18 protein-coding genes are annotated in these 16,015 nt (G+C 41.7%); 7 read left to right on the forward strand and 11 right to left on the reverse strand.

The window, feature by feature from the left end; genetic code table 11:
* The first annotated feature begins 48 nt into the window (after positions 1 to 48).
* Together CHJ_RS17145 and CHJ_RS17150 are read left to right on the forward strand one after the other, a co-directional pair.
* A complete protein-coding gene (locus tag CHJ_RS17145; protein WP_317918411.1) occupies positions 49 to 435 on the forward strand; it encodes a VOC family protein in 387 nt (128 codons plus the stop codon).
* A gap of 116 nt (positions 436 to 551) precedes the next feature.
* Entirely contained in the window at positions 552 to 947 is a 396-nt protein-coding gene (locus CHJ_RS17150) for a helix-turn-helix domain-containing protein (RefSeq protein ID WP_317918412.1), read from the forward strand.
* Between the two features lie 19 nt (positions 948 to 966).
* Here CHJ_RS17150 and CHJ_RS17155 read toward each other — a convergent pair whose 3' ends face one another.
* Both CHJ_RS17155 and CHJ_RS17160 read right to left on the reverse strand, forming a co-directional pair.
* The gene (locus tag CHJ_RS17155) at positions 967 to 1,578 is read right to left on the reverse strand and encodes a LysE family translocator (RefSeq protein WP_317918413.1); all 612 of its coding nucleotides are present in this window, start codon (positions 1,576 to 1,578) and stop codon (positions 967 to 969) included.
* An 80-nt stretch (positions 1,579 to 1,658) separates the two neighbouring features.
* Positions 1,659 to 2,858: an NADH:flavin oxidoreductase/NADH oxidase family protein gene (locus tag CHJ_RS17160; RefSeq protein ID WP_317918414.1), complete on the reverse strand. Its 1,200-nt coding sequence runs from the start codon at positions 2,856 to 2,858 to the stop codon at positions 1,659 to 1,661.
* 123 nt (positions 2,859 to 2,981) lie between these two features.
* Between CHJ_RS17160 and CHJ_RS17165 the strand changes: the two genes are divergently transcribed.
* Positions 2,982 to 3,899: a LysR family transcriptional regulator gene (locus tag CHJ_RS17165; RefSeq protein ID WP_317918415.1), complete on the forward strand. Its 918-nt coding sequence runs from the start codon at positions 2,982 to 2,984 to the stop codon at positions 3,897 to 3,899.
* Positions 3,900 to 3,906: 7 nt separating this feature from the next.
* Here the strand turns inward: CHJ_RS17165 and CHJ_RS17170 are convergent, their stop codons facing one another.
* Together CHJ_RS17170 and CHJ_RS17175 are read right to left on the reverse strand one after the other, a co-directional pair.
* Positions 3,907 to 4,575: a hypothetical protein gene (locus tag CHJ_RS17170; RefSeq protein WP_317918416.1), complete on the reverse strand. Its 669-nt coding sequence runs from the start codon at positions 4,573 to 4,575 to the stop codon at positions 3,907 to 3,909.
* A 17-nt stretch (positions 4,576 to 4,592) separates the two neighbouring features.
* Complete coding sequence (locus tag CHJ_RS17175) at positions 4,593 to 5,471, reverse strand: ArgP/LysG family DNA-binding transcriptional regulator (protein WP_317918417.1); 879 nt, start codon at positions 5,469 to 5,471, stop codon at positions 4,593 to 4,595.
* Between the two features lie 149 nt (positions 5,472 to 5,620).
* Between CHJ_RS17175 and CHJ_RS17180 the strand changes: the two genes are divergently transcribed.
* The gene (locus CHJ_RS17180; RefSeq protein ID WP_317918418.1) at positions 5,621 to 6,586 is read left to right on the forward strand and encodes an agmatinase; all 966 of its coding nucleotides are present in this window, start codon (positions 5,621 to 5,623) and stop codon (positions 6,584 to 6,586) included.
* A 170-nt stretch (positions 6,587 to 6,756) separates the two neighbouring features.
* Here CHJ_RS17180 and CHJ_RS17185 read toward each other — a convergent pair whose 3' ends face one another.
* From CHJ_RS17185 to CHJ_RS17215, 7 genes are all read right to left on the reverse strand, one after another.
* Positions 6,757 to 7,101 (reverse strand): RidA family protein, encoded by a 345-nt coding sequence (locus CHJ_RS17185; RefSeq protein ID WP_171753296.1) that lies wholly within the window; start codon positions 7,099 to 7,101, stop codon positions 6,757 to 6,759.
* Positions 7,102 to 7,231: 130 nt separating this feature from the next.
* Complete coding sequence (locus CHJ_RS17190) at positions 7,232 to 8,338, reverse strand: GGDEF domain-containing protein (protein WP_171753297.1); 1,107 nt, start codon at positions 8,336 to 8,338, stop codon at positions 7,232 to 7,234.
* Positions 8,331 to 8,798, reverse strand: a complete 468-nt coding sequence (locus tag CHJ_RS17195) for an oxidoreductase (protein ID WP_171753298.1) — start codon at positions 8,796 to 8,798, stop codon at positions 8,331 to 8,333. The genes CHJ_RS17190 and CHJ_RS17195 overlap by 8 nt, the downstream gene beginning before the upstream one ends.
* A 164-nt stretch (positions 8,799 to 8,962) precedes the next feature.
* Positions 8,963 to 10,261, reverse strand: a complete 1,299-nt coding sequence (locus tag CHJ_RS17200; RefSeq protein WP_171753299.1) for a TRAP transporter large permease — start codon at positions 10,259 to 10,261, stop codon at positions 8,963 to 8,965.
* Positions 10,258 to 10,782: a TRAP transporter small permease gene (locus CHJ_RS17205; protein ID WP_171753300.1), complete on the reverse strand. Its 525-nt coding sequence runs from the start codon at positions 10,780 to 10,782 to the stop codon at positions 10,258 to 10,260. The genes CHJ_RS17200 and CHJ_RS17205 overlap by 4 nt, the downstream gene beginning before the upstream one ends.
* A gap of 5 nt (positions 10,783 to 10,787) precedes the next feature.
* The gene (locus CHJ_RS17210) at positions 10,788 to 11,813 is read right to left on the reverse strand and encodes a TRAP transporter substrate-binding protein (RefSeq protein WP_171753301.1); all 1,026 of its coding nucleotides are present in this window, start codon (positions 11,811 to 11,813) and stop codon (positions 10,788 to 10,790) included.
* A gap of 257 nt (positions 11,814 to 12,070) precedes the next feature.
* Complete coding sequence (locus tag CHJ_RS17215) at positions 12,071 to 13,240, reverse strand: p-hydroxyphenylacetate 3-hydroxylase oxygenase component (RefSeq protein WP_171753302.1); 1,170 nt, start codon at positions 13,238 to 13,240, stop codon at positions 12,071 to 12,073.
* Positions 13,241 to 13,476: 236 nt separating this feature from the next.
* On the opposite strand from CHJ_RS17215, the gene hpaA reads away from it, so the two are divergent.
* The 3 genes from hpaA (at position 13,477) to deoD (ending at position 15,976) form a co-directional block, all read left to right on the forward strand.
* On the forward strand, positions 13,477 to 14,367 hold the full coding sequence (gene hpaA, locus CHJ_RS17220) for a 4-hydroxyphenylacetate catabolism regulatory protein HpaA (RefSeq protein WP_411861570.1): 891 nt from the start codon (positions 13,477 to 13,479) through the stop codon (positions 14,365 to 14,367).
* Positions 14,368 to 14,407: 40 nt separating this feature from the next.
* Positions 14,408 to 14,833, forward strand: coding sequence for a homoprotocatechuate degradation operon regulator HpaR (hpaR, locus tag CHJ_RS17225; protein ID WP_171753304.1), 426 nt, complete (start codon positions 14,408 to 14,410; stop codon positions 14,831 to 14,833).
* Between the two features lie 432 nt (positions 14,834 to 15,265).
* On the forward strand, positions 15,266 to 15,976 hold the full coding sequence (deoD, locus tag CHJ_RS17230; protein ID WP_171753305.1) for a purine-nucleoside phosphorylase: 711 nt from the start codon (positions 15,266 to 15,268) through the stop codon (positions 15,974 to 15,976).
* Positions 15,977 to 16,015 lie beyond the last annotated feature (39 nt).

Genomic DNA, 16,015 nt, shown 5'->3' on the forward strand with positions numbered 1-16,015 from the left:
CGCTTTGACTATCATTTATTTACTCCGAACAAACAAAAGTGATGACGAATGAAAATCTGTATAACAAGTGTTCCTGTTGAGGACCAAGATAAAGCGTTGGATTTCTATACCAATGTTTTAGGTTTTATCAAGAAAACGGAAGTACCTCTTGGTGAATATAAATGGCTAACGGTTGTCTCTCCACAGGAACAATCAGGGGTTGAGTTGTTGCTTGAACCTATGGCGTTCGAGCCGGCTAGGCAGTACCAAACTAGCTTGAAAGAAGCGGGGATACCTTGGACATCATTCTCTGTTGATGACATTAACGAAGAATACGAAAGGCTGTGCAAGCTTGGTGTACAGTTCTCAGTAACTCCTAAGCCAGCTGGAAATGTCATCATTGCAGTATTCGATGACACCTGCGGTAATTACATCCAAATAATGCAGCTACTATAAAAGCCTTGTAACGCAGTCGTGTTTTCAGGTGGCATGAGAAATGATGCCTGAAATATACGCCATTGCTTGTTCAGTGCTAGTATAAAACATATTCATCTAATAACCGCAGGCGTAAAATGCCATCCGCACCAAAAACTTTCTATGAAAAAGAACTTGAGCGTTTGTACAATGATATCTCACTTCCAGATAAACAGTACACGCTTATTCGTCAATCGAAAGCGTATATGGAGAAGAATTACTCTGAACGAGTTGAATTAGATGACTTAGCTAAAGCCGCATTTATGTCTCGATTCCACTACGTCCGAATGTTCAAACAATTATATGGGGTAACACCTAGAAACTACTTGCGAGATATGCGTATATCAAAAGCTAAGGAGCTACTCAAGCGAGGTCACTCCATAACAGACACGTGCTTTGACGTAGGCTATGAAAGCTTGGCTACGTTCTCTACCACATTTAAGAAATGTACCGGTTACTCTCCAAGGGCGTTTCAGAACTATCACAAAGGATAGCGCTATACCCCATCAGCATTTACATCAAAATTGGATTGTTAACGATCAGTCCAAAAGAGACTAAAATCAGACAACCAGCATAAAATAGGTTCAAACCTTTCGCGTAGTTTTCACTACTGCTAATTTTTGACAACCAAAAACCCATCTTCACCCACAGCAAATGCACGGAGATATTCAATATCGCCAGCCAGATGACTAAAACCCAAATACCTTGCTCTCCAAATGCACTCTGAGCTTGTTTGCTAAAAAGAGAGAACATAAGAAAGACCATCAACCAACCTTTGCTGTTAAGAAGCTGAACGAGCAAACCATCGGTAAAACTAAATACTTTCTGTTGCTCTTTTGAAGTGTTAGCTGTGCTTTTTAAAAAGCCAATACCTAAATAAATCAAGTAACTGGCTCCAATTAACTGGACAACATTCATCAAACTTGAGTAGTTCTGCACTGCTTGACCTAAACCAAAGCCGATAATTAATGACTTAATAATAAAAACAAGATCGATTCCAGCCAAAAGTGGTAATGACTTTCTCACCCCAACTCTGGCACCTGAGGCAGCAAAAACGATGTTTGCAGGGCCCGGACTGAATACCAGAGGAAACATCACACCTAACCAAATTAAAAACAGACTCATAGCTAACTCCTAATCAGTACTGGAGAAAGAGTGACTTATTAGTATTAAAGTTTCTTGCACAATATTGCATCCCATCGAAATCATTGATATTTAGCCAGCCACTTGCTAATGCGGGCCTTATCGCGCTTATCGTAAGCCACCATTGCTGACAATAGATCTAGCGGAAATTCGCCTTCGCTGTCATTCGCTATTGCGGTGAGCAGCATGGTGTACCAAGCTGTGACGCCACCTTGAGGCGGTGCGTCAAATTTAGGAAACTCAGGGACAACGTCCTGTCCACTTAGCCAGCTTTTTGCTAAGTCCGGATTGAGTGCCAATGCACGTCCCAACCCAATGAAATCAACTATCCCAGTAGATAAATTCTCCACGGCCTGATCTCGGGTTTTAAATCCCCCCGTAACCACCAGCGGAATGCGAGTTAATGCCTTAGCCTTGTTGGCAAAATCAACGAAATATGGGCCATTTGACGCGCTGTCAGAACTCGGGGTCGCTCCTGGAAAATACGAACCTCCGCTTATCTCAATCAAATCAAGCGATGTTTTATCCAAAATACCAATCACTTCTAAGGCTTCTTCTTGACTTAAGCCACCCTCTAACTGATCAGAAGAGTTGATCTTAATTCCGATAGGAAACGCACAGCCAACCGCACACCGAACTCTCTCAATAATATTTACAATGATTCGGCTACGAGCTTCTATAGAACCACCGTACGGATCATTTCGACGATTAAATAACGGAGACAAAAACTGACTAAGAAGAAAGCCATGGCCGGCATGTATCTGCACACCAGTAAACCCAGCTTGCTTTGCCACTATTGCGGCTTTAGCGTATCTGTCTGTTAACTTAAGTATTTCTCCCACTGACATTTCCGAACATTGAAAGCTGCCGATATTTAACGCCGATGGCCCTGTAGGGTTGCTTAATGGCAAATAAGAGAGTCCACCAGCATGGCCGAGCTGAGGCCATATGTGAGCACCATTGACCGATGCCCGAGAGGTTAATCGCTGCAAATCCTTCAAGTTTGAATGAGCACCTAAAACTAAGTTTCCAGGTTTTTCTGGAAATCTGGGGTCAACTTGTACTTCGCCCACTACCGATAATCCAACTCCTCCTTCTGCCCATCGTTCATAAAGCCGAACCTGAGCATCAGTAGGATTTCCTGCACCATCCGCCAGTGAATCCGACATGGCTGATTTTACCAGTCGATTGTTAATAACAGCACCACATGGAAGCGTTAATGGATAGTCGAGTATCTGAGCGGGAACTTGCTGTTCAATCATATCTACCTCTTAAATATTGATATTTTTACGCGCAGTAACAAAAAGCGGTAGAGACATTATCGTTACTTTTTACTAAACTAAAAACACACTAATGATTTAAATACTATTAAAAATAATTTAATAATGAACATATCTGATCTAAAACTATTCATTCGCATTATAGAAACAGGAAGCATTACAGAAACGGCTAAGCAATTAAGTCTCACTCCTGCGGCAGTAAGCTCTGCCCTCAAAAGACTAGAACACCAGTTAGATGTACAACTGATTATCAGAACAACCAGACAGTTAAGGATCACTCCACAAGGGGAGCAGTTCTTGTTTCATTGTCGCCAAGCGTTAGAGAGTTTGGAGCAAGGTCGAATAGCCGCTCATCAAACTCAAGGAACCGTCAGTGGAAAACTGCGTTTATCAGTGTCGTCCGACTTAGGGCGCAATACGCTTCTGCCTTGGATCGAAGAGTTGCTCGATCTGCATCCTTTACTGTCAATCGAGTTAACTGTTGGTGATTCCCTCTCTGACTTTTTTTTAGATCAAGTTGATATGGCGTTGCGCTATGGAAAGCCTGAAGACTCAACCATGATTTCATTTCATATTGCAACGATGAGTAGAATCACCTGTGCGTCCCCCGCCTATCTCTCTAAGTTCGGAGCACCTACACACCCTGAAGACTTAGTAGAACACAACTGCTTACTTCACCGATTAGCAGGGCGTTTATTTAACCATTGGCAGTACATGGATAGTTCAGAAACATACAAGATTAAAGTGGAGAGCAATCGAGTATGTAATGATACCGATATTGTTAGACGCTGGGCGGTTAATGGAAAAGGGATTGCGTACCGATCTCAGATAGACGTCTTTTCAGATCTAGCTAGCGGCAAACTGGTGCAAATTTTACCAGACTATCAATCCCCTCCTGTTGAGCTGCATTTAATTTGCCCGAGCAGAGAGCAAGTTAGCCCAGCAGTGATAGCATTTCGGGAGCTATTAAGGGAAAAAACCGCACAAATCGTGTCAAGTGAGAATAACGGCCTACCAATATGACTGGCAATTAATGATCAGCCATGGTTAAGCTCGTTGCAGTCACCTTAATAAACTGGTCAACGGTTTTATTCGCCCGCTCAGCCATACTCTGCCCTTCGCCATGCTCCAGATATCGCAAAGACAAACGAGAAGAGACATCAAAAGGTTCATCCGTTGCTAATGATTCAATGATAACTCTGTCACCGATAAATAGAGTGTCTAGCTGCTCCATACGCCATTGCTTGGTATTGAGATTAAACAGCCCCAAATAGTAGAAAACACCACTTCCCTGATTAGACACAGTAAAGGGCACCACAAACACCATCTGGTCATCACGGTTGCTCAAATTAAGTGGGGTTATTTTGCTATAGTCCACAGCGACCTGACCAACCTCTTCTCCATCTCGATAGTTTCCAATCGCCACAGGCGGCGCACTATCCTGACGAATATCCATTAAAGTAACCGCCACTTGAGATTGCGCTTGATAAGAATGCGGCAGCGTAATTCGCCATTGATTGTCTGTTTCGACACCAAATAACGTCAGCATCACCTTTTTATTATCAATGGCATCATACTTCACCACTTGACCGTCTGATTGCTCAACATAGATATCGTCATTGGTTACATTAAATCGATAAATGCCAGCGAGCACGACCGTTATCAATAATAGCAATACCAGCAAACCGAGCTTCTTCATAACACACCTTTATTTTTCTACGCTAGCAACTTTTCGGCTGCAACAGACAACAAAACATTCTCAACATCAGCAATAATATCAGACACTTGATCCCATGTGTTCCAATATAAATCAACATATAAAGGGGACTCTTCCATGACCACCAGTGAGCTACTATGTTTATTAAGTAGCCCACGAGGCAACATTGTCCAACCCAACCCCTTTATTGCCGCGTCCATCAACACATGAGAACTCGGGATATAGTGCGTTTTTTCAGGCTGAGCATCAATATTCCGCGAGGCAAGATAACGTTCAATTAAATGGTCGTCTCTATCATAAACCACCACAGGGGCCTTACTATATTGCGCCTTAGCCATACTTGAGTTGAAATAACGTTGATAGAACGAACGCGAGCAGACTGCCACATATTCCAGTTTACCCAGATAGCGCGTTTTGCATCCCGCTACTTGGCTATTACACGAGGTTATAGCGGCAACGACATCACCATTTTTTAACTGTTTTTGTGTATCCACCGTGTTAGACGTACGAACATCAAAAGAGAGGTGGGTGTTATCTTTCAGCCTATTTATTACCTCCAAAAACCAACAACTTAAAGAGTCATGGTTAACGGCGATGGTTAGCGGCAACGTACCTTCTTGCGCGTGGTGATGCAGAGCGATATCCATTTCGTTATGAATTAACAGCAAACGACGTGCGTAACTCAATACTTGCAAGCCTGTCGTCGTAGGCTTAGGAGGCGTACTCCGAATCAATACCGCACTGCCGATGCGGTTTTCTAATGATTTTATCCGTTGCGATACGGCCCCAGCAGAGACATTTAACTGACGAGCGGCATGGTCAAAACTCTGGCCATCAACAATTGCGACCAAGGTTTCCAGCTCTTTATGATCAAACATTTTCAATCCATGTTTAGTTTACCTAAAGATAGTTTAGTTTTTTTAGTTTTATTTAACAGCATTAGTTTCTTACTCTTTGAACCACTTCTTATTGCAACCATGGCTTCAACCTCTGCAAATCCACTACAACTATATTATTAGGATCAGATATGAGTAACCCTTTAACCCAAGCCCCGACAACAACTCCTCAAACATTTCTTAACTTTCCATTACTGGACAACGTCGACAATCTGTCTGCTGACATCGCGATTTTAGGTGTGCCTTTTGGTATGTCTTATAGTGTTGATGGCCAAGCTAACGATCAAAGCACTGCACCTGATCATATAAGAAACTGGTCCACTTTCAGTGAAATAGAGATGACGCTCAATCATTACGATTTTGATTTGGGAGGCACTCTGCTAGACGGCAAAGAAATTCGAGTTGTTGATTGTGGCAATGTTAAAGCTAATTTGGCCAATCCAGAACAACATTATGATGATGCGGAGAAAATCGCTCGGTCTGTCTTTGCTTCCAACGCGACCTTAATTACCTTAGGAGGCGATCACGGTGTTCCCATTCCAATAATGAAAGCCCTAGACGTTCTACAAAAAGATATTGTGCTTATTCACATAGATGCCCACTTAGATTGGCGGGACAGTATCAACGGCGAGAAGAATGGCTACTCAAGTGTCATACGTCGAGCCTCAGAGCTTGATCACATCACTGCTATTCATCAAATTGGTTTACGCGGTATTGGCAGCGCCAAAACGGAAGAAGTAAATGATGCGATTGCGCACGGCTGTTCGATTACAACGGCTTATCAGCTACATGATCTCGGGATGAACGAAGTTCTTAAATCCATACCTGATAACGCAACCTACTATCTCACGATTGATGCGGACGGTATTGACCCTACCATCATGCCTGCGGTTCTCGCGCAAACTCCGGGAGGTCTTAACTGGATTCAGCTGCACAAGTTAATACATGGCTTGGTAAACAAAGGACGTGTCGTCGGTATGGATCTGGTTGAAATCACCCCGAGCTGCGACGTTGGGAATATCTCGATGATTCATGCAGAGCGACTTCTGTGTAACTTTATCGGAGCCACCATTCGCGCTGGCTATTACCAAAAGTAACAGATACTTGCTTAATGGTACTCAAAAAGGCCGTTGTTGATTTAATTAGCAATTAGCACGACAGGACTTAAATAAACAACCCGCTATAAAAAAGCCTATCCAGTTATGGGATAGGCTCATTAAGCTTAGCACTGAGGAGTTATCCCCCAAGGCTGTTCTTGCTGTTTAATTTAAACCGCAGCAACGACTGAAATTTCGACTAACAGCTCTTCTCTCGCCATTTGTGCTTGTACACAAGCACGAGCAGGAGCGTGACCTTCTGGAACCCAGTTGTCCCACACTTCATTCATACCTGCAAAATCATCCATTGTTTTTACATAGATGGTTGCAGACAATAGTTTTTCGCGAGATGAACCAACACTTTCAAGTAGCTCGTCTACTTTCTCAAGCATGGTTTCAGTCTGCTCTTTAATGCCTTTGGTAGAATCTTTTGCAACCTGACCGCAAAAATAAACAGTGTTGTTATGAATAACAGCACGGCTCATGCGCTGTTTTGTTTCTCTTCTTTCAATCATTTTACTATTCCGTATTATCATGCACCTATTGATGCACTAAGGATCAAAGTGGCAAGCCACTGGTTTTGGCGGAATTTTAACGGTTAAGTCGCGTGGTTACCAGCATACTTTTGTGTGTTAATCGCTATTTTTAAGCTTGTTGAGATTCACGTTTCATTTGGTACATTCTTCTATCCGCTATCTGCACTAAATCATCGATGTTTTTGCTGTCTTGAGGGAAGTTTGCACAACCGATACTGGCAGAAAAAGAGAGGTCAACATCATTGTGGTTAAATGACAGGCCAAACTGGTTGAGCACGTCGCAGCAAAACTGGTCAATTTCTCCTTGCTGGCACACCGACTTTTTCAATACAAGTGCAAACTCATCACCGCCGATTCTAAACACCAAACACTGCTGCTGAAAATGGGACTGTAACCGACGAGCAACTTCAATAAGCACGGCATCACCCGCTTGATGACCAAAGTCATCATTGATCTGTTTAAAGCCATTAAGATCAAGTAAACATAGGGTGTAATCCTGAGCGTCGTTGTCATAGTTTTCTAGTAAGCTAAACAGTGCCAGTCGATTAAATAAGCCTGTAAGCGGGTCGGTAAGTGCTAACTTCTTTATGTAAACAGACTCTTTATAGAGCACATAAAACAGTAAGCATATGCACACCACAATACCCAACACTAAATAGAAGTCTGCGGTTGCTAATGCCCGCGCTTTTTTCCTCTGCTCTTCATACAATGGGCTGGCTACACGAAAGTTTTGATTAATATAATCGATCATTGAGATGTGCAAAGCATCTGCTCGTTGGTAAAATTCTTGAATCACTTGTTGGTTGCCATTAGCCACTTGCTCCATCATGGGTTCTAACTCTTGAAACTGAGTAAACAACTGACTAAAAAATTGTTTTGCATCGGCAATTTTCATAAAACTATCCGACTCTCGGTTATTTACCAACAGATCGAATCGACTCCACGTTAACTCATACTTGAGCAGCACTTCATTAATATGGCTAGCGTCTTCATCCATATGATCCGAATGAGCCACCAGCTCAGAAAACTCCTTACTTAATTGAAATAGAAACCAAGTCGCTTGATTTTGTTGCTCTGTATAGGTTTTGGCGAGGCGATCCGTTTGAAAGTAGAGCATGATATCCAACACAAATAACACCACTGCAAATATCAACAGCAATGTTTTGGAGACTCTCAGATAAGGATGAGTCAGTTTGATTTTCTCAATATCAGTCATTATCAACTATTTTTATTGTCTCTATCTGCCATACCATTTGAGAATGATAATTGCTGTTATCAATAGATGGATGATCCTTTAATGAGTAAATCAACCAGTAGGGGCCTTTATCCCGAATTTTCATTCGTTTACCATCTTTTAAGTAGGCCAGTATAGGTTGATAAACCGTAATATCTTCCCCCTTAATATCGATGGCATAGTCGTTGAGTGCCCTAACGTTAACAGTCTTAGGCATACCTTGATTATGGTAACTCAAGATCAAGCTCTCTAAGCTCACCCCAGTAAACGTCTCTTCGCCAGTAAACCATGGCAAATGTGTCTTTACCGACTTACTCGGCAATGAGGAAATATACTCGAATGAGAGCTCATTTCGCTCTCCATTGGGCAATTCAATGACTAAGTTGCTGCCATAACAAAAAGTGGAAAACAGGGCAAACAACACCAAGAGGTAACGTCTCATCTACTCTCTCTACTTCAAATGTTAAATTATTGTTAATTTACATAAGTATAGTAAATATTTATATCCACGTCATAGTAAGGGATATAAAAAATGAGAGAGCAAAAACAAAAAAAGCTTTGGACCGAAGTCCAAAGCAACACTCAAACACGAACAAAGGGAATCATTTAATACATAAGACTCGGTAACAATAACGCCACCGCGGGGAATAGAACGACAATGGCTAAGCGCACCATATCCGCAACCCAAAATGGCAAGATACCTTTAAAAATAGTCCCTGTACTAATGTCCTTAACAAGTCCAGACAATACAAATACATTTAAGCCTACTGGCGGGGTAATCAAACTGATCTCTGTTACTACCACCACCACAATACCAAACCAAATCGGGTCAAAACCGAGTTCAACCACAACAGGGAAAAAGATTGGCACGGTTAATAGCATCATAGACATACTTTCAAATACACATCCTAAAATGATGTAAATAAGAAGAATAATGCCCATTGCCATCATAGGCGAAATATCACCAACTTGAATCAGTTCAATCAGTGCGGTTGGCAACCCTGCACGGTTAACAAAGTTCGACAGGATTAACGCACATATTACAACGGCAAATAGTGAAGCGGAGGTCTTCGCCGTATCGACTAAAATATCGCGTAACACATCGTAATTGAGTTTTCTTCGATATAAAGCGAGGAAAAATGCACCAGACGCGCCGATACCGGCCGCTTCTGTTGGTGTAAATACACCAGCATAGATACCACCCATCACCAAAACAAACAGCATTAATGTAGAGAAGATACCTTTTAGAGCAACAAAGCGCTCTTTCCAGTCCGCTCTCTCTCCCGGAGGCGCACTCTCAGGTGAACGAAATACAACCCAGCGAACCGTCAACAGATACAAGGTAATACCAAGTAATCCCGGTAAAAATCCAGCAGCGAACAGTTCACGAATACTGCTCTCGGTGAGTAGACCGTAAATTACCAGCATAACGCTTGGCGGAATTAAGATACCTAATGTTCCTCCCGCTGCAATGGAAGCGGCAGCCAGACCATCAGAATAACCATATTTACGCATCGGCGGCATAGCCACTTTTGACATGGTCGCTGATGTCGCCAAGCTAGATCCACAGATAGCGGAAAAACCACCACAGGCTAAAATAGTCGACATTGATAGACCACCCCGACGGTGCCCCACAAACGCATTACACGCCCTATATAGCTCCGCGGATAAACCTGCTCTGGTAACAAAGTTACCCATCAAAATAAACAGTGGAATAACTGACAAACCATAGTCTTGTCCGGTATCTATAATTCGACGCGCAGCCATAGACATGGCCGCAGTCCAGTTATAATCATTGATATACCAAAACCCGACAAAGCCGACTACACCCATAGCAAACGCGAGTGGTAGTCGTAAGAACACCATTATGATCAGGACAGTAAAACCAATTATTGATTCAATCATTTACTACCCCTTTCTTCTGAAATTGGTGTTGCAGCGCGAAAAATTGGCAATCTTGCGCAATACACTATGGCGTTCATCAAGGTTAAGAAACCACCGGCAAAACCAGTAATAGAAATTAGATAGGTGACATAACCTAACGGAATTTCGAGGATCTCAGACACTTCTTCATATTCAAGTGAGCGGCCAGCTAACTTCCAGTTCATCATGGCCACTAAAACTAATGATACAGCACAAATAAGGTTGATAACTGCTTGGCGGAGGTCTATCCAACGATCAGGAAAATAGGCATCGAGTAAGTCTACGCAGATGTTTTCTTCTTTCCACGATACTAAAGGAAAAGCCATAAACACCATGACAGCAAGGAGAACCTCTATCATCTCTGTTGAACCATCAATCGGTGAATTTAGAAAATAGCGTCCGAAAACATCGATAAATGTAATACCCATCATTAAAAACAAGCTGAGCGCAGCAAGGGTCTCCAACCCTCGCCTCACAGCTATCGAAACATTCTCAGCTATCATAATAATTACAAGCCTTTATTGATTTGCTCTTGGTAATAATCAAACGCAGCAGGACCATCGACTTTGCGCTTCTTCGCTGTTTTATACCAATCTTCGATAATGCCCTTTGTCATTCCCTTCACTTCTGCAACTAACTCTGGAGAAGCATCGGTAAATACGTGACCATTCGCTTTTGCTTTGTTGTAAGCGTTGGTATCGTAATCATCCATCATTTTTCCGAATAGACGAGATAGTTTCTCACCAGATACGGCTTTAATCGCTTCTTGGTCTTTCTTAGAAAGGTCAGCTAGTGCGTCGCGGTTCATTACAATCGCGAAGCTTCCGCGGTACAGACCACCAGGGAACATTAAGGTGTTGTTGGCCACTTCAGCTAAACGGAAGCTACTTAGTGATTCAACGGGTAAGTAAGTTCCTTCTACTACCCCTTGCGACAGTGATTCGTACACTTTAGGCGTAGAAATAAACACAGGCGTTACTTTCATCCCTTTAGCGATATCAGAAATAACACCACCACCTACACGAATTTTTGTGCCTTTAACGTCACTTAACGTTTCAACTTTCTTTTTTGTTATCAACTGACCAGGACCATGCACACCAACCGCCATCACTTCAACGCCGCGGTGCTCTTTACCTTGTTTTAGGTATTTTTCGTAGGTATTCCAGTACGCTTTTGAAGCTAACTCAGAGCTTACACCACCCTGGAATGTCGGGATTTCAGGCAGTTGAGTTAATTTAAAACGACCCGCTTTATGACCATGGAAAATCCAAGTAACATCGCCAATGCCATCAGTAACAACATCTATCTGAGATGGAGGTGGTGCCAAATCGTACTCAATTTTCACTTCAACACGACCTTCGGTGGCTTCTTTTATCCACTCACCCCACGTCGGCCATACAACTTTGTTAATACCGTGGTTTGGTGAAGCCCATGAGCTGATTTTTAGAACCTTCTCTGGCGCGGCATTAGCACTAGTGGAAGCAAGGAGAAGCAACCCGGCGCTAACAACCATAGAGATTTTTGATTTAATCATGACACATCCTTGTATTGCTGGTTTAATAATTGTTTATTTTGTTATGTTCCAGTTAAAACCGATAACATATTAACAATCTACCATTATCAATTTAGTTAATATGTTAAGAAGATCAAGTTTGTAACAATTCCATTACTTTTCTTTATTAGACATTAGTCTATAACCATGTCCATCGATGCAGTTAACCTATTAAAAAAGCTCTACTTTTTTAAAGAAGAGCTTTTCATGTTACCGCAAATAAATTGCTGTTCGCCCTACTAAACCATCGTTGGGTCAGGTTCTAATCCCATTAGACTACGGCCTAAAATCTGCTTACAAATATCATAATCGGTATAAGCATGAGCACCCGTCATGTGGGAATCACGGAACAGTCGTTGAGCTTCGTTGGTAGAGAACCAGCAATTTCCGCCAATGGCGTCAAACAGACGATCAACAGAGTCAATACACATCTTCACTGCATACGCTTGATTGGTTCGCCAGTAAGCCAATGTTTCCGCTGTTGGGTACTCTTTACGCTCGCCGTGCTCTTTATGATCTTGCCATGTTTTCTCTAACATCGCTCTGGCGGCAAATACCTGATGGGTTGATTCAGCCAGTCGCATCAATGCGGGTGTCGCAGCGCCAACGCGTGCGCCGGTATAAGCACGAACACGGTTTTGAGTAATAGTTTTGTATACCTCAAGCATGCGCTCAGCGATACCCAAACCAATAGCCGCGAAACCACAGGCGAAATAAGGGCGATAAGGTGTGTAAAAAATATCGCTGTCTGGATAGAGACCAAAACCAGCGGATTTACCTTCCATCATGCCTTTTGCTGTTTCAATACGGTGTTCTGGAATGAAAACATCTTTAATTGATAGGGTTTTTGTACCACTCGATTTCATACCAGCGGCATACCAATCATCAACAATTGTGTATTCATCTCTTGATACCACGCCAAAACAGTAGGTTTTGTTTCCATCTGCATCTTCGCGGTTGAATCCAAGAATGGCCCAGTCTCCATGGTCGCATCCACTACTCCATCGCATATCTCCGTTAAAGATAACGCCGCCTTCAGTCTCTTCTGTTTTTCCGAATGGTGCGATACTGCTGCTTGCTGTTGCATCTGGATTGTCTCCCCAAAATTCTTCTTGAGCTTGTTCTGAGAACATTGCCATTTGGTGACTATGAGTGGCCAACAGGCTTGCACCCCATGCTGTCCCCCCGCAAGCTCCTGCTAGTGCAGCAACACAGTCTGTAAATTCAGGTAGTGAAATCTCTAGACCACCATATTTTTTTGGTTGGAAAGCACGAAAGAATTTAATCTCTCTTAATAAACGGATATTTTCTTCAGGTGGCATTCTATCGATTTCAGCTTGTGCAGCATTAGCAGCAATCGTAGGCAAAATTTCCTGTAACTTTTCTAATAGAGGGTTTGCTTGTTTCATGGTTACTTCCTTTTAATCATACGATCCTAGCCCTTATTGTTAACAGTATTGCTGGGGCTACCGAATGATTGTTATTATCATGTTAACATTCGGGCAATTAAATGGATTAAGCACGAGAACAATTGCACTTTTCACAGGATTCGTTAATATGTTAACTGTTTTGTGAAAATATTGTGAAGTTAGGCATATTTTTACATTAATGTTAACAAACCTGTGTAAAACAAGGAGCAATGCGGGTGGTTACGAAAATTCCAAACATCAATATTGGTCAAGTGTACGATCAGCGCTATGCTAATTCTGAGCTGCATTTTGAATACTTGGACAATCTAGCGAATTTTTTTGGTCGAAATATGCCAGTGCATTACCATGATCGATTTTATCAGATACATATAATACTTGATGGTAGCACTCACGTTCACTTAGATGAAAAACACTATACTAATGAAGGAATTACACTGTTCTTCACCCCTCCAGCAGTGCCTCACTCATTTGTCACTGAATCGAGCTCGTCAGGTTATGTGTTAACGATTCAGCAACAACTTGTTTGGCGATTATTGGACATGGAGTGCGGATTAAATAATATAATGGTCGATCAAATGAAGCCATTTTGTACTCAATTAGTACAAGATTGCCCTATTCTTTCATTAATACAGCACCTAAAAAGGGAGCTAGATTCGAGCGGTATGATGCAAGAAAAGGCAACCCAATCATTGCTGCAACTGGTGCTCATTGAAGTGATGCGATTAGGGATTCGAAATAAGTCGGAAAAAACCAATCGCAGTGTGGATATCACTCTTTTTCACAATTTCAACCACTTAGTGGAAACGCACTATATCGAGCACTGGGCATTAGGAGAATACGCGGAGAAGATAGGTATTTCTGTTTCACGACTGAATGATATATGCCGCAGGGTCAGTGGCCTATCATCGAAAAAGATCATAATAGATCGACAAATGCAGGAAGCACGCCGCTCACTTCAGTTTACCTCTAAGAGTGTCTCTGAAATCGGCTATGACCTTGGCTTTAGAGATCCTGCGTATTTTGCTCGATTTTTTAGAAAGTATTCAGACATGACAGCATCAGAATACCGAAGTAAAGTCACCAAAAATGTAGAAAATAATTATTGATTTATCTCATCGCAAAAAGGAAAGGAAGGCGAAGGTATTTATGACGAAATTTAAAGACTCACTACCATTACAACTCATTAAAGCTAGAGACGTCACTCTTGATTTCTTTCGTCCAGTATTATCAGAATATGAAGTGACGGTACAACAATGGCGAGTAATGAGACTAATCCATGCTTATGATGAAATCGATTTTACAACGCTTTCCAAAGAGAGCTGCATCTTAAGCCCTAGCTTAACGGGCATAATTAACCGCCTAGAGAAACAAGATTATGTCTGCAAAATTAAATCTGACGTTGATCAACGACGAGTCAATATTCGGCTAACGGAGAAAGCAGAACTGCTGGTAAAAGAGATGCGTGTTGATATTGATAAACAGTACGAAAAACTAAAAGCAAGGTTTGGTGAAGATCGATACAACCAGTTATCCGAGTTACTTGAAGAATTAATCGATATTCGAGATTTATAACTGCCAACACCTCTACTATACCCAAGTGACCTCAAAATCTTGATCCTGCATCTTGAGGTCACTTGAGTATACACACCTCTAATTAAGATTTTTTGCCCGTTAGAATCTTTATTTATTAAAAACATTTCGTTCGAGAGGTAAATTTATGTGATTTACCTCTCTTTTTTTGTGTCACTATTTTTTATTTCTTAGCAAAATATTTAACGCAATCTATTGCGTACATTTGGCAAATCGATTGCTTTCTCCGTTTAAACAGAAACAGTTATTAACAATTCCATAAAACAAGATCCAGAGTAATTTTGTGATCTTGATCTCTTAGCAAGCGCAAAATAGCGACTAATATTGCCATTAAGCCCATATAACCACATCAACATAATTGGTTATCGTTAGGCGTATACTTATCAAATTTGATACAACATTGGAGATATCAAAATGGCAACCCCTCATATTAATGCTCAACCAGGTGACTTCGCTGAAACTGTTTTAATGCCAGGTGACCCACTACGTGCTAAATATATTGCTGAGACATTCTTAGATGACGTTAAGCAAGTGTGTGATGTGAGAAATATGTTCGGTTACACAGGTACTTATAAAGGTAAAAAAGTATCCGTTATGGGCCACGGCATGGGTATCCCTTCTTGTTGTATCTATGTACATGAGCTTATTGCTGAGTACGGCGTTAAGAACGTTATCCGTGTTGGTAGCTGTGGCGCAGTACGTGACGACGTAAAACTAATGGACGTTGTTATTGGCATGGGTGCATCGACTGACTCTAAAGTAAACCGTATCCGCTTTAATGATCATGATTTCGCTGCTATCGCCGATTACGGCCTTCTTGAAGAAGCGGTTAAACAAGCTCGCATTCAAGATGTTCCTGTAAAAGTAGGTAACGTATTCTCTGCAGATCTTTTCTACACTCCTGAAGCTGACATTTTCGAAAAAATGGAAAAACTAGGCATTTTAGGTGTTGATATGGAAGCGGCTGGTATCTATGGCGTAGCGGCAGACCTAGGTGCTAAAGCACTGACTATCTTAACGGTATCTGACCACATCATTCGTGGTGAGAAACTGAGTTCAGAAGACCGTCAAAAATCATTCAATGACATGATGAAAGTTTCTTTAGAAACGGCTATTAACTTATAAGATTTTTGCAGCCAATAGCGATATTGGCTGCTCATATAA

It is taken from the genome of Vibrio sp. MACH09 (genome assembly GCF_033238805.1).
Lineage (GTDB): Bacteria > Pseudomonadota > Gammaproteobacteria > Enterobacterales > Vibrionaceae > Vibrio.

Excerpts from the sequence above, each read along its gene's own strand:
- CHJ_RS17195 (WP_171753298.1), bottom strand. The coding sequence starts at position 8,798 with ATGAGACGTTACCTCTTGGTGTTGTTTGCCCTGTTTTCCACTTTTTGT.
- deoD (WP_171753305.1), top strand. The coding sequence starts at position 15,266 with ATGGCAACCCCTCATATTAATGCTCAACCAGGTGACTTCGCTGAAACT.
- CHJ_RS17160 (WP_317918414.1), bottom strand. The coding sequence starts at position 2,858 with ATGATTGAACAGCAAGTTCCCGCTCAGATACTCGACTATCCATTAACG.
- CHJ_RS17180 (WP_317918418.1), top strand. The coding sequence starts at position 5,621 with ATGAGTAACCCTTTAACCCAAGCCCCGACAACAACTCCTCAAACATTT.
- CHJ_RS17150 (WP_317918412.1), top strand. The coding sequence starts at position 552 with ATGCCATCCGCACCAAAAACTTTCTATGAAAAAGAACTTGAGCGTTTG.
- CHJ_RS17205 (WP_171753300.1), bottom strand. The coding sequence starts at position 10,782 with ATGATAGCTGAGAATGTTTCGATAGCTGTGAGGCGAGGGTTGGAGACC.
- CHJ_RS17185 (WP_171753296.1), bottom strand. The coding sequence starts at position 7,101 with ATGATTGAAAGAAGAGAAACAAAACAGCGCATGAGCCGTGCTGTTATT.
- CHJ_RS17165 (WP_317918415.1), top strand. The coding sequence starts at position 2,982 with ATGAACATATCTGATCTAAAACTATTCATTCGCATTATAGAAACAGGA.
- CHJ_RS17210 (WP_171753301.1), bottom strand. The coding sequence starts at position 11,813 with ATGATTAAATCAAAAATCTCTATGGTTGTTAGCGCCGGGTTGCTTCTC.
- CHJ_RS17200 (WP_171753299.1), bottom strand. The coding sequence starts at position 10,261 with ATGATTGAATCAATAATTGGTTTTACTGTCCTGATCATAATGGTGTTC.
- CHJ_RS17215 (WP_171753302.1), bottom strand. The coding sequence starts at position 13,240 with ATGAAACAAGCAAACCCTCTATTAGAAAAGTTACAGGAAATTTTGCCT.
- CHJ_RS17190 (WP_171753297.1), bottom strand. The coding sequence starts at position 8,338 with ATGACTGATATTGAGAAAATCAAACTGACTCATCCTTATCTGAGAGTC.
- CHJ_RS17170 (WP_317918416.1), bottom strand. The coding sequence starts at position 4,575 with ATGAAGAAGCTCGGTTTGCTGGTATTGCTATTATTGATAACGGTCGTG.
- CHJ_RS17175 (WP_317918417.1), bottom strand. The coding sequence starts at position 5,471 with ATGTTTGATCATAAAGAGCTGGAAACCTTGGTCGCAATTGTTGATGGC.
- CHJ_RS17145 (WP_317918411.1), top strand. The coding sequence starts at position 49 with ATGAAAATCTGTATAACAAGTGTTCCTGTTGAGGACCAAGATAAAGCG.
- CHJ_RS17155 (WP_317918413.1), bottom strand. The coding sequence starts at position 1,578 with ATGAGTCTGTTTTTAATTTGGTTAGGTGTGATGTTTCCTCTGGTATTC.
- hpaR (WP_171753304.1), top strand. The coding sequence starts at position 14,408 with ATGACGAAATTTAAAGACTCACTACCATTACAACTCATTAAAGCTAGA.